Source organism: Dehalococcoidia bacterium, from assembly GCA_041649635.1.
Classification (GTDB): Bacteria; Chloroflexota; Dehalococcoidia; order E44-bin15; family E44-bin15; genus JAYEHL01.
In genome coordinates, this window is record JBAZMV010000003.1 from 108238 (window position 1) to 120439 (window position 12202).

General features: G+C 53.1%; 13 protein-coding genes. 7 read left to right on the top strand and 6 right to left on the bottom strand.

Annotation, left to right across the window (positions count from 1 at the left end; all coding sequences use genetic code 11):
• Positions 1-55 precede the first annotated feature (55 nt).
• Both WC562_05840 and WC562_05845 read left to right on the top strand, forming a co-directional pair.
• Positions 56-1726 (top strand): DEAD/DEAH box helicase, encoded by a 1671-nt coding sequence (locus tag WC562_05840; GenBank protein ID MFA5055680.1) that lies wholly within the window; start codon positions 56-58, stop codon positions 1724-1726.
• A gap of 340 nt (positions 1727-2066) precedes the next feature.
• Positions 2067-2456, top strand: coding sequence for an OsmC family protein (locus WC562_05845; GenBank protein ID MFA5055681.1), 390 nt, complete (start codon positions 2067-2069; stop codon positions 2454-2456).
• Positions 2457-2460: 4 nt separating this feature from the next.
• Here the strand turns inward: WC562_05845 and WC562_05850 are convergent, their stop codons facing one another.
• The 6 genes from WC562_05850 to WC562_05875 are packed head-to-tail and all read right to left on the bottom strand — an operon-like array spanning position 2461 to position 6031.
• Positions 2461-3018, bottom strand: coding sequence for a DUF6125 family protein (locus WC562_05850; GenBank protein MFA5055682.1), 558 nt, complete (start codon positions 3016-3018; stop codon positions 2461-2463).
• A complete protein-coding gene (locus WC562_05855; protein ID MFA5055683.1) occupies positions 3015-3578 on the bottom strand; it encodes a DUF6125 family protein in 564 nt (187 codons plus the stop codon). Before WC562_05855 ends, WC562_05850 begins: the two co-directional genes overlap by 4 nt.
• On the bottom strand, positions 3575-4138 hold the full coding sequence (locus WC562_05860) for a DUF6125 family protein (GenBank protein ID MFA5055684.1): 564 nt from the start codon (positions 4136-4138) through the stop codon (positions 3575-3577). The genes WC562_05855 and WC562_05860 overlap by 4 nt, the downstream gene beginning before the upstream one ends.
• Entirely contained in the window at positions 4135-4698 is a 564-nt protein-coding gene (locus tag WC562_05865) for a DUF6125 family protein (GenBank protein ID MFA5055685.1), read from the bottom strand. The genes WC562_05860 and WC562_05865 overlap by 4 nt, the downstream gene beginning before the upstream one ends.
• A complete protein-coding gene (locus tag WC562_05870; GenBank protein MFA5055686.1) occupies positions 4695-5255 on the bottom strand; it encodes a DUF6125 family protein in 561 nt (186 codons plus the stop codon). The genes WC562_05865 and WC562_05870 overlap by 4 nt, the downstream gene beginning before the upstream one ends.
• Positions 5256-5260: 5 nt before the next feature.
• Complete coding sequence (locus WC562_05875; protein MFA5055687.1) at positions 5261-6031, bottom strand: LysE family transporter; 771 nt, start codon at positions 6029-6031, stop codon at positions 5261-5263.
• Between the two features lie 236 nt (positions 6032-6267).
• On the opposite strand from WC562_05875, the gene WC562_05880 reads away from it, so the two are divergent.
• The 5 genes from WC562_05880 (at position 6268) to WC562_05900 (ending at position 12112) form a co-directional block, all read left to right on the top strand.
• Entirely contained in the window at positions 6268-6870 is a 603-nt protein-coding gene (locus WC562_05880; protein ID MFA5055688.1) for a rhomboid family intramembrane serine protease, read from the top strand.
• A 186-nt stretch (positions 6871-7056) separates the two neighbouring features.
• Entirely contained in the window at positions 7057-7650 is a 594-nt protein-coding gene (locus WC562_05885) for a response regulator (protein MFA5055689.1), read from the top strand.
• 190 nt (positions 7651-7840) lie between these two features.
• Positions 7841-10258 carry a PAS domain S-box protein gene (locus WC562_05890; protein ID MFA5055690.1) on the top strand — a complete coding sequence of 806 codons (2418 nt, stop codon included), beginning with the start codon at positions 7841-7843 and terminating at the stop codon, positions 10256-10258.
• Between the two features lie 39 nt (positions 10259-10297).
• Positions 10298-10915 carry a response regulator transcription factor gene (locus tag WC562_05895; GenBank protein MFA5055691.1) on the top strand — a complete coding sequence of 206 codons (618 nt, stop codon included), beginning with the start codon at positions 10298-10300 and terminating at the stop codon, positions 10913-10915.
• 216 nt (positions 10916-11131) lie between these two features.
• Positions 11132-12112 carry a LuxR C-terminal-related transcriptional regulator gene (locus tag WC562_05900; GenBank protein MFA5055692.1) on the top strand — a complete coding sequence of 327 codons (981 nt, stop codon included), beginning with the start codon at positions 11132-11134 and terminating at the stop codon, positions 12110-12112.
• The last annotated feature ends 90 nt before the right edge of the window (positions 12113-12202 follow it).

A 12202-nucleotide genomic window follows, 5' to 3' on the forward strand; every position in this document is an offset into this window, starting at 1 on the left:
TAGAGTATAATAGCCTTGAAAATATCGACATATCACCGGAAGGAAACACGTAGTATTGTTTCGCAAACTCATCAAGGCGGCACAGGATAAGCTGTCCGGAAACAAAAATAAACAGGCACCGGCACCACCCCCTCCGCCGCAGGCCGAAATAAAGCCCCCGCCGCACAGGCCGTCGTCTCCGACGCCTAAAAAGACCGCTTCGGACAAACAAACCCAACCGCCTCAGCAAACCGAACGCCCTCCTTACAAACAGGGGGAATATCGCCCGCGACGCAGGCGCAAGCGCCCGGCCTCCAAGAACAAATCGACAACCTCTCCTTCGCCCGCAACGGAGCCCGCCGCAGCCGCCGGCAAGGCCGCGTGGAACCCGTCGGCGTTCAAGGTGGCCCCGGCCGAGGGCAAGATGCGTTTCCATGACCTGAATTTGCCTGACGAGATAATGCGCGGCATATTCGACGCGGGCTTCGAGTACTGCACGCCGATACAGGCCGCGATACTGCCCAAAACGCTGGCAGGAGAAGACGCATCGGGCAAGGCGCAGACCGGCACCGGCAAGACCGCCGCCTTCCTCATCACCATCCTGACTCGGCTCAAACTCAATCCCCCCACCGAGGAGCGCCACCGCGGCGTGCCGCGCGCCCTGATAATGGCCCCCACGCGTGAACTGGCGCTGCAGATAACCAAGGAGGCCAACCTGATGGGGAAGCACTGCGGCTTCAAAGTCGTCGCCGTGTTCGGGGGACTGGGCTATCAGCAACAGAGACAGATGCTGGCGGAGAACGTTATCGATATAGTGGTGGCCACACCGGGGCGGCTGCTTGATTTCAAGGATCAGGGCATAGTGCACCTGGGCAAGGTCGAGATGCTGGTCATCGACGAAGCCGACGAGATGCTCAACATGGGCTTCATCCCCGATATCAGGAAGATAGTTAACAGCACCCCGCCCAAGACTAAGAGGCAGACTATGTTCTTCGGCGCCACGCTCACGCCCGAGGTGACACGACTCTCATCGCAGTGGACGCACAACCCCATCACCGTAGAGATCGATCCCGAGCAGGTGGCTGTCGACTCCGTGGACCAGGTCTTGTATCTCGTCACCTCCAGGGAGCGTTTCACGGTGCTGTACAACATGATCGCTCAGCAGAACCTCGGGCGCGTCCTCGTCTTCTGCAACCGCCGCGACGAGGCCCGCAGGCTGGCGGACCGTCTCAGGGCTCACGGCATGGACAGCGCCCTTCTCTCCGGTGAAGTGGCGCAGAACAAGCGCATCAGCACGCTGGAGGGCTTCCGCAACGGCCGGATCAGGGTCATGGTCTCAACCGACGTGGCCGGGCGCGGCATACACATCGAAGATATCAGCCACGTGTTCAACTACAACCTGCCGCTGGACGCCGAGGACTACGTGCACCGCATCGGGCGCACCGGTCGGGCCGGCAGTCTGGGCACATCGATCAGCTTCGCCACCGAATACGAGTCATACATGATACCGAAGATAGAGGAGTTCCTGGGCAAGAAGCTGCACTGCGTGTACCCCGACGACGCGCTGCTGAAACCGCTGCCGTCCCCGTCGGCTCAAAGCAAGCCGTCCGACGCAACTCGCGATTCGTCCCAGCCGTACCCGCAGAAGCCGCGGCGCAGGCGCCCCCGCCGTAAGCCGGGATCGGCCGGCGGATCGAGCTATAATCAGCCGCCGCGCGCGACGCCGCCCGACGCGCCGAAGACATAGCACCTGCTCTGCCACACACCACGATGAGATTGCCACGTCGTCCTTCCGCCTAATTTTATCGGGGAAGGACTTCTCGCAATGACATGCATGGGTGTAACCACATTCAACACCCCCTGCAGCTTTGTCGCTTCCCCCGCTCGATCGGCAAGGGAGTGCAGAGGGGCTTCCCTCTGCCGGGGTTCCAGGGGTGTCCCCTGTCCTTTTTTAATTTCCCCCAAGAGTGGGGGATAACAGGGGGTTGAATCCTCCTCGACCCCCATTTGAAATCATCCGCGGAATAATGTATATTCCCTTAATATGCAAACGGCCGGGCTCACGCCGTTTTAGAACAGGAGAGGGAATGATTGTTTGCAAAAGCGACGCGAAGAAGTACAGGGCTACGATATCGAACGAAAAGGACGAGATGACCTACGAAGCCCCCGCGGAGAAAGGCGGCAAGGAATCGGGGTTCACCCCTACCGAGATGCTGGAAGCCGCGCTTGCCGCCGATATGAATGTAGCGATACGCACTTATGCCGACAAGACGGGGTTTCCTCTCGACAACGTGACGACCTATGTCAGCGTCGATAAGAGCACCACATCGGAGGTCACCATAAAATATTCGGTCAAGCTTGAAGGCGACGATCTCAACAGTCAGCAGAAGAAGCTACTGCTGCAATCGGGGCTGCAGACCCCGGTGCGCAACACGCTGTCCAAGAGGATATCGGTGATTTACTCAAGCAGGATTTAACGGCTTACTCCTCCAGCACGAACTCCCACTGGCAGCAGATATTGCTTCCCCTCTTGCGCGGCGGCAGTTTCAGCGCATTGACTTTAATCTTCGGATTGAAATACTCGGCCGTCAGCTCGAACAGCCGGCGCTCCAGCTTGTGGCATATGGTATCCCAGCGCTCGGTGCCCTCCTTCTCCAGGTGCAGGAGCGTCTGGCAGTCGCGGTAGGTGATAATGGCGCGATTCTTCTCCGGTATCTCGAAGGTGCGGTTGTGCACCCACATCCACGGCGTGGCCTGCATGGCCTTTACCATGGTCTCGACATCGTTTCCCTGAATGTTCAGCGCCTTGCACACTGTATCGAGCTCGTAGTTGATGAACTTCTCCCATATCTCGGTGTCGCACTCGAAGGCCAAATCGTTGCCGCGTTTCTTCATAACGGTCACGTACCACGTGGCGTCCAGACGGCGCAGGTAGTGCGAATTCTCCTTCAATATGTTGAGCAGCGCATCGCGCGACAGTTTTTCATGGCTGAAATCGGGCTGGAAAGGCCCGCTGTAATCGGGCAGGAACTTGGTCATATCTTCTCCTCTAGTCTGAACTCCCAGCGGCAGCAGACATCGCTGCCCTTTTCGCGGGGCGGCAACTGGAGGGGGATCACACTTATCCTCGGATTAAAATAATCGGCCGTCAGTTGGAACAGCCTGGGCTCCAGCACATGGCATATCTGCCTGTAGCGGTGAGTGCCCTCTTTCTCCAGATTGAGCAGGGTGCGGCAGTTGCGATAGGTGATGACGGCGCAGTTCTTATCCCTGAGTTCGAAGGTACGGTTATGCATCCTCATCCACGGCGTGGACTGAATAGCTTTGATCACCGTCTCGACATCATTGCCGCGAATATCGAGCGTCCGGCACAGGACGTCGAGCTCATAATTGATGAACCTCTCCCATATCTCGGCATCGCACTCGAAGGCCAGCTCGTTGCCGCGCTTCTTCATTACAGTTGCGTACCAGGTAGCATCCAGCCGTCGCAGATAGACAGAGTTGGCCTTCAGTATCCTGAGCAACGCCTCCCGGCTCAGCTTCTCGTGGCTGAAGTCGGGCTGGAACGGCCCGCTGTAATCGTTCAGAAATTCTGTCATTTCTTCCTGTCGACCTTGAATTCCCAGCGGCAGCAGATATCGTCCGGGCCGCTGCGCGGGGGCAGCTTGAGGGCGGTTACTTTCATTTCCGGATTATAGAAATGCGCCATCTTCATGAATATCTTCATCTCCAGATCGACGCATATCTTCTGCTCGCGCCCGGCGCCCTCCTTCTCCAGCGCGAACAGAGTAGGGCATGAATTATAGGTAATTACCAGGTGGTCGCGGCTCTTCAGATCGATGTCGCATTTGTACATCCAGAACCACGGGCTCGCCTGGAACACCTTGGCCACGGCCACGGCGTCGTCCCCTTTGATGTTGAGCAGATCCCTGGCGATCTTCAGCTCGTGCAGCACCAGCCGCTCCCACACCTCGCTGTCGCAGGCGAAGGCCGTGTCGTTGCCGCAGCGATTCATCAGAGAGAGGTACCAGTGGCCGTCCAGCCGCCGGATGTAGTCCGAATACGTATGCAGCAATTCGACGAGGCCTTCTTTTGACAACCGACCGTGATCAAAGGAAGAATCGAAGTCCCCACTGTAATCGTACAGAGATTTTGTCATTTGCTCCCCTCGATCCTGAACTCCCACTTGCAGCAAAAGTCGGCGACCTCCTTGCGCGGCGGCACCTGCACCGGCACCACCGCGATGCGCGGATTGAAATGGTGCGCTATGGTCTCGAACAGGTCCTGCTCCAGCTCGCGGCATATCCTCCCCTCGCGCCCCAGCCCCTCCTTCTCCAACGCCAGCAGCGTAGGACATTTGACGAACGTGACGACCAATCGGTCGCTGCCCGCAAGCTCCAGCCTGTAATCGAAGGTCCAGAACCACGGGCTCACCTGGAAATATTTTGCGATCGACGATACCCCGTCCCCGCGTATATTCATCATCTCGGACGCGATCTTCAACTCGAACTTCATGAGCCTTTTCCAGACATCGATGTCGCAATCGTAGGCGACGTCGTCGCCGCATCTGTTCATCGCCGACAGGTACCAGTGGCCGTCCAGCTTGCGGATGTAGTTCGCATTCGCGGCCAGCAGGCCGACCAGGCCTTCCCTCGATATCTTGCCGTAATCGAACGAAGGATCGAAGTCGCCGCTGTAATCGTATAAAGGCTTGGTCATTTCGAACGCTCCAGTTTCAGTTCCCACTGGCAACTGATATCGCTGCCCGGCTCCTGGGGCGGCAGCTTCAGCGGCGTGACAGCGATATCCGGATTGAACACGTGCGCCTTAACCTCCATTAGCCTTCGTTCGAGCTGGTGGCATATCAGCTTCTCGCGCCCAAGCCCCTCCTTCATCAGCGACTTGAGCGTGGGGCAGTTAAGGAAACTTATTACGGCAACGTTATCGCCCTTCAGTTCCGCCTTAATATCGTACATCAGCGACCACGGGCTGGCCTGTAACGATTTAGCTACGGCATCAACGCCGTCGCCCTTGATATTGAGCATCTTTCGCGTGAGTTCCATGGTGTACGCGCCGAGCTTCTCCCATATATCGCTGTCCAGCTTGAAGGCCAGATCGTTGCCGCACTCTTTCATGACGGCGAGATACCAGTAGCCGTCTATCATGCGTATGTAGTCCGAGCTTGCCTTGAGCATCTTGTGCATCGCATCCTTCGACAGCTTATCGTAGCTAAAATCGGGATCGAAATCTCCATTGTAATCATTAAGTTCGACCATATCTCTTACCCCCGTATCGTCGATAATACCGCGGCGGTCGCCGACTCGGGCGCCATAAGGAACCGCGCCCCCGATATTATAAAATAGATGCCCAGCCCTACAAGCGCCACGCCGCACACGATGAGCATCCAGCGATACGCCGCGTCGTTGATGAACCTTCTGCCGGTAATAATCACCAGAGCCACCACCGCATGCCAGGCGAAATCCCCCGACGTGTGGCCAACGAAGAACGTGGCTACGCCAGCCGTGCCCAGCTTAAGCGACCAGAGCAGATACGTCAGACCGATGGTGGCCCACCACAGGAACCAGTACGGATTGGACAGGCTGAGCACGACCCCGGACATAACCAGCATGTGGTCACGGGTCGCATACGTCGGCGGACTGGACAGCGGGTTTTGGGCATTCCTGCCTTTGATAGCGGTCATCGCGCCGATTCCGATGAGCACGGACCCGCCCACGATACCGATTATGCTGGCGATGAAGTCGCTGTCTATGAAGCGGCTCAAGCCGAAGACCAGCGCTATCACCAGCGCCAGCTCCAGCAGGGCGTGTCCGGCAATTATCAGCGGCGCGGCGCGGAAGCCGCGCTTAGCCACGCCGCTGATGGTCAGCGCCAGCACCGGGCCCGGCATCAGGGCGCCGGACAGCGCCACGACAAACGAAGTAGAAAATATAACCGCCAGGCTTGCTTCTGGAAGTGCTTCAGGCATGGCATCAGTATAACAGGGAATCGCGAGGCCGAACAATGCGGAGGTTAAATCCTGATTTTCTCGCACTAGCCCTCTCCCATTATGACAAAGAGGTACCTAAAGAAGAAGGTGCGTCGATTAAATCGAGGCCGGTGTTTTGTGGGTGTACCTGTAAGGGCTTGATTAATCAAGCCCCCACCCGATACCAACGTATATGGGGGACTACCAAGGGGTTGATTCTCACGACCATCATATATCTACTTGCAATCGACACATGAATACAGTTATCATCTAAAAGTTATCTATAAACATCGATTGATCGAATGACTTACGGTAGAAGATCGCAATGGCCCGAAGCTAAATCAGTACTGGTACTGATTGGAGTGAACCTCATATTCTTCATAGCCTACCTGTTCAAGGATTCTCTCATAGGCACACTGGGGCTTCAGCCATTGACATGGACCAAAGAGCCATGGACAGTGCTGACAAGCATGTTCATGCATGGAGGATTTTTACATATATTCGCCAACATGTTCACACTCTTTTTCCTCGGCAGTTTCTTATGCAACATGATCGGAGACAAAATATTTCTCATCATATACTTCGTCGGCGGGATTGTCGGCAGTTTCTTCTTCATCCTCTTCAGCTTATACACTCCACTCGGCAACGCGAACAGCCTGGTTATCGGCGCCTCGGGCGCGGTATTCGCCGTCGCAGGTGCCTTAACGGCACTGGCACCCAAATTCAAGGTTATGGTTTTCCCCATCCCCGCGCCCATTCCTCTCTGGATAGCAATTATCGGCGGGTTCCTGCTTATGTCCTTCCTGCCCGGGGTGGCATGGGAAGCACACCTGGGAGGTCTTCTTGTCGGCCTTATCGCGGGATTCATCGTGAGAAAGCGCAGACGTAACATATTTATGTTCTAGCCCGGGAGAAATGCGTGAGATTTTAGCGGGTTCGACTATAAATCGTTCCTGACCGACTCATCAACCACTTGATTTTTACCTTAGATTACATATATAGTTGCGACAGCTTACACAGAGAAATTTCCGCGATCTTAAACCGGAGCGCGTCGCTTTCGACATTCCAGCGGCAGGAGGAATAGAAATACGATGGACGACCAGGACAAAAAGACTATACTCCTTGTTGAAGATGAGGTATCCTTCAGAACCATATACCAGGACATGCTTGAGAGCGGCAACTTCAACGTTCTAACTGCCGAGGATGGCGAAGCGGGATTGAACATAGCTCTAACGCAAAAACCGGACCTCGTGCTTCTTGATTTGAACTTACCTAAACTTCATGGATTTGAAGTATTAAAGAAGATTAGAGCCAACGAATCCACCGGCAACATGCCAATCATTATCCTGACCGTGCAGGGGTCAGACAAAGAAATAAAACAGGGCACCGACCTCGGCGCTACAGACTACTTGGTAAAAGGTCTGGTCACGGCTATGGAAACCTTTAAAAGGATAAACGCAGCGCTCGCGGCAGCACGACCGGCATTAACCACATATAGGGTTGAAGTAAAAGAAAGGCTGCTGGACGCGATTGCTTTAGAGGAGGAGCTTCACCTCGGCTTATACTTTAACTGCCCCGCTTGCAGGATGGAGGTATCCCTGGAATTGACCCCGGACCCGGCAAAAGACGGCAAACACTCATTCTCAGGCCGTTTTGTCTGTCCCGTCTGTAAGAAAGAATTCTAAACCAATTTACAAATCATTTATAAATAATATATAATTACTGAAAATTAATGAAATGAGCTTTATCTAACAGATGATTGCATCGTAATCATAACTTTTCAGCGACTTGACTTATGTTTAACTTAGTAGTAAAAGTGTAACGAACTATTCAAACAATATTTGGGCGTTCCGAGACCTTTTGAGGTTCACTTTTATGGATAAGGACGAGACGAAGAAACAGCCAACCAAAAAGCTTCCCGACGCGGAGGCGAGGCTCAATCAATTCCTCGCACTGCAAAGAGCATATACGAACATTCATAGCACAATGTCTATAAAAGACATACTCCCTAAAATTGCTGAAACCGTCGTTAACATTCTGGAATATGACCACGCCTTCGTAATAATATTCGATGTGGACAAAAACGCACAGGCAGAGACAGCCTTCTTCAGTAAACCAGGCCTGGAGTTGGCAAAAGAGGCGGAAATATCCGTAAAACAAATGCTAATAGCTGCCCAAATCCAGGAAAATGTAGATCTATCGGATACTAATCCGGACAGTGAACAGGATAGCCAAGAAGTCACATCCGAACCCCAACCTCCCCCTGAATATGCTGCTGTACAGAAGATGCTTGGCGCTAGGACCATGATCTCCGTGCCGCTCACAATGAGACAATGCCTTCTGGGTAACATCCTGGCCTTCACCCGTCGCGATGATATCCCTGAAGCCGATGAACAGCCTCTGTGGATTCTGTCCATTCAGTCCGCAATAGCGATAGATAGTCTGCGGCTCTACGATGAAGCCTTGATTAATACACAAAAGATGCGTGAATCCCGCGAGATGTCGCGTATAACGCTTGAGAATGCGGTAACCGGTGTGAGCATAGTACAAGACGGCACGTTCCAGTACTTGAACCCTATCTTCGAAGAGATGCTGGGATATACCAGTCAGGAACTCATGGGAAAACCCACCGCCGATTACATACATCCGGAAGACAGAGAACGGGTCATAGAAGAGGTTATCGCAAGCCTTAAGGGACAGGTCAAAGCCCTCCACGAGTTCAGGCTCCTCAAAAGTAATGGGGACATCGTATGGGTACTGGAGAAAGTAGTATCCATTAAGTACAAAGCGAAACGGGCTATTCTGGCAATCGCCCTGGACGTAACGGACCTGAAACACGCCGAGCAGGCTCTCCGGGAATCGGAAGAAAAGTTGAAGATAGTCTTTGATTCGATAAAGGACGGTATAGTTGTTACCGACTTGAAAATAAATATGCTGCAGGTCAACGAAGCGGCAAGGCGCTTAGCCGGATATCCGACCAAAGAAGACATGATAGGGAAAAACGCGCTTGATTTCATCACCGCGGAAGATATCGAAAAAGCGATGCAGCCGATGAACGAGGCGGTGCAGGGCCGTCCTATCGACTGGGGCGACTTCAAACTGCGCAGCAAGCTTGGTGAGGAATTCGACGCCGAGGTTGGCATAAGCACCCTTCACGACGCCGATGGCAATATGGCTGGATTCGTAACGATCATACATGACATCACCGACCGGAAACGAATGGAGAATCTGCTGCGGACGTCGGAAGAAAAATTACGGTTCACGTTCGAGTCCATCGGAGATGGCATTGTGGTTACCGATCTTAGCGGGAAGGCCATCGAAGAGAACATGGCCGGAGTGCGGATGTTCGGGTTCAACAGCAAAGAGGAAGTTGTTGGACTGGACGGGTTATCATTCATCGCGGAAAAAAACCGCGAAGAGGCGAAACTATCGTTATTGGAAGCCCTGGAAAAGGGGGAAGGCTATACCAGAGAATTCACCATGGTAGATAAGAATGGCAATGAGTTCGAGGGAGAGATCAGCGCCACTGTATCACGCGACGGCGCAGGGAACCCGACCGGATTCATATGTGTGATAAGAGATATAACCGCCCGTAAAAAAATGGACCAGGCCAAAAGCGATTTTGTGGCACTTGTGTCTCACCAGTTGAAAACACCGGTAGCGGGTATAAGAGGCTACGTCGAGAACATGCTCGACGGGTTGACCGGAGAACTGAACGAAAAGCAGAAGCGCTATCTCTCCGATATGCGGGTGCTGTGTCTGAGGAACTACAGGCTGATCTCCGACCTCCTGAATACATCGATGATTGAACGCGGCATGCTTTCTATAGACCTGGGCCCGACTAAATTGAACGATATAGTCAGCACCGTAATCAAAGATTACTATGGCAAGATCGAGGAGAAGGGACTGGCGCTTAAGACCGAGGGCGCGAACAACCAGGACATAGTCGTACTTGCAGACAGGGACAAGAGCGTCGAGGCTTTGGCCAACATCGTTAATAATTGCACTAAGTTTACCGACAAGGGATCTATCACGATTAAAGTCAGCCATGATGAAGAATACGGCATCGTGGAAGTAATGGACACGGGACCGGGTATGTCGGATGAGGTGCTGCAAGAGCTTTTCAAACGGCAGAAGATACTCAGCGGCGGGCCTGTGGCCGGCGGCGGTGCGGGTTTGGGCCTATATATAGCAAAAGGCTTCATGAAAGCGCAGAATGGCGATATAATCGCTTCATCAACTATAGGAAAAGGCAGCACTTTCATATTGACGGTTCCGTTATATAAAGAATAATGATTTTATCGATAATATAATCGCCTTAGGAGGAGACCGATGAACAACAAAGGAATAAAAGGCAAGGTTTTAATTGTTGAAGACGAGGCTGCCTTTAGAAATATATTTAAGGACCTTCTCGAAAGCGATGGCTATAATGTGCTCACGGCCGAAGACGGGGAAAGCGGCTGGCTCATGACCAGGGCCGAGTTGCCGGATGTAGTTTTGCTCGACCTGGCTTTGCCCAGGCTGCACGGCTTCGAGGTTCTCAAGAACATCCGCGCCGATGCGACCACAAAGGATGTCCCCGTGATTATCTTAACCGTTGTTGGAGAACAGGAAAACGTTAAAAAAGGCTTGAGGCTGGGCGCCACCGATTATCTGGTAAAGGGTTTCTACTCGCCCCGCGAGATACTGGTCAAGATAAATGAAATACTTACCAGGGACGATCAGCAAGCCGGCGAATCCACCAGGAATATTAAAACCTATAAACTGTCGGTCAAGGAGAGAAAGCTTGATGCGGCCCGTTTGGAGCAGGAGATAGGCCTTTCCGTACTGTTCTCATGTCCAGTATGCTCTGAAAGCGTGGTACAGGAGATGATACCCGATAACAAACGGACCGAAGGACACTGGTTCTCGACCCACTTCATATGTCCGAACTGCAAGAAAGCTTTCTGATATTTTATTAAGTAAAAACTGACCTTTCGAACCTGGTATCGCAGACATCTAGAATCCTCTCGTTCTCGGTTTCATGTTTCATTCCAGCTATTCGACTATTTTCCCGAACCTTGAAATCACTCCATGCTGGGTTGAAGAAATAGTTGAACTTGACAATCAACTCAACATTTTATACCCTTAAAGAGTCTTCAAAAAGCTTCGATACTGGTGGATTGTATGACCTTCGGACAAAGGTTGAGGGAATTAAGAAAAGACAAGGGGCTCTCCCAGCGCGAGCTGGCGAGCAGGGTCGGTATTAGCTTCACATATTTAAGCAAGATAGAAAATGGAGCTATGCATCCGCCACGGGGTAAAACGATTACAGCCCTGGCCAATGCCCTGGATACGGATGCGGATGAACTCTTCGGTCTTGCAAAAAAAGTCCCCACCCAATTTCTGGACCATGTAAATCCTGCTGTGATCAAGCTTATACGCAGCCTGAGAGACGGGAATGAGCAACCCGTGTCGGCATTAATCAGGTTGTATCAGAGGGTCGCCGAATTGGAGGTGGAACTCACGCGCGCCCGCAAAGAGCGGGGGGAAAAGGAGCAGATGGCGTTCTTCCACGCGCTCATCGACAACTCTCAGGATGCCATACTGGTATTGAACAAGGACATGGAGCTTCTGTACGAGAGCCTGTCCGCGTCACATATGTTCGGCTTCGAAGGAGATTCCCTGGTGGGCAGGGACCCGCTGGGAATAGTTCACCCCGACGACCTGTCACGAGTGGCAAATATGCTTCAACAACTGGCGCAGAGCCCCGGCGAAACCATGAGACTCATCGGCCGCACCCTGGGAAAAGAAGGAAGAGGCGGCCGGGTGATCGAGGCCACGGCGCACAGCATGGTGCACATCCCCGAGGTGAACGGCGTGGTGGTAAACCTGCGTGACATCACCGAACGGGAACAGGAGCTTATAGATGCGTTCGGTATGGACAGAAAGGCCTTGAGGCAAAAGGATTATAAGCTCACGGCAAGCGAGGGACAGGTGCTGGCCTTCATGGCGGAAGGCCTGAGCAATCCGAAGATAGCCGAGAAACTTGTTCTCAGCCCGGCCACGGTGAGATTCCATGTCAGCAACATCCTCCGCAAACTGGGTGTCGCCAGCCGAACCGAAGCTGTAGCCCTTGCTATGCGGGAACAGCTAATCGAGAGGTAGAACCTGAAACTAGACTTTAGACTAGGCTTTTTCCCCTCTTTCGTCTATTGTCATCATGGGTGTTTCAATTTATCCTCTTAATGTTCAAAG

Excerpts from the sequence above, each read along its gene's own strand:
- WC562_05885 (MFA5055689.1), top strand. The coding sequence starts at position 7,057 with ATGGACGACCAGGACAAAAAGACTATACTCCTTGTTGAAGATGAGGTA.
- WC562_05860 (MFA5055684.1), bottom strand. The coding sequence starts at position 4,138 with ATGACAAAATCTCTGTACGATTACAGTGGGGACTTCGATTCTTCCTTT.
- WC562_05890 (MFA5055690.1), top strand. The coding sequence starts at position 7,841 with ATGGATAAGGACGAGACGAAGAAACAGCCAACCAAAAAGCTTCCCGAC.
- WC562_05880 (MFA5055688.1), top strand. The coding sequence starts at position 6,268 with ATGACTTACGGTAGAAGATCGCAATGGCCCGAAGCTAAATCAGTACTG.
- WC562_05845 (MFA5055681.1), top strand. The coding sequence starts at position 2,067 with ATGATTGTTTGCAAAAGCGACGCGAAGAAGTACAGGGCTACGATATCG.
- WC562_05865 (MFA5055685.1), bottom strand. The coding sequence starts at position 4,698 with ATGACCAAGCCTTTATACGATTACAGCGGCGACTTCGATCCTTCGTTC.
- WC562_05870 (MFA5055686.1), bottom strand. The coding sequence starts at position 5,255 with ATGGTCGAACTTAATGATTACAATGGAGATTTCGATCCCGATTTTAGC.
- WC562_05895 (MFA5055691.1), top strand. The coding sequence starts at position 10,298 with ATGAACAACAAAGGAATAAAAGGCAAGGTTTTAATTGTTGAAGACGAG.
- WC562_05900 (MFA5055692.1), top strand. The coding sequence starts at position 11,132 with ATGACCTTCGGACAAAGGTTGAGGGAATTAAGAAAAGACAAGGGGCTC.
- WC562_05855 (MFA5055683.1), bottom strand. The coding sequence starts at position 3,578 with ATGACAGAATTTCTGAACGATTACAGCGGGCCGTTCCAGCCCGACTTC.
- WC562_05850 (MFA5055682.1), bottom strand. The coding sequence starts at position 3,018 with ATGACCAAGTTCCTGCCCGATTACAGCGGGCCTTTCCAGCCCGATTTC.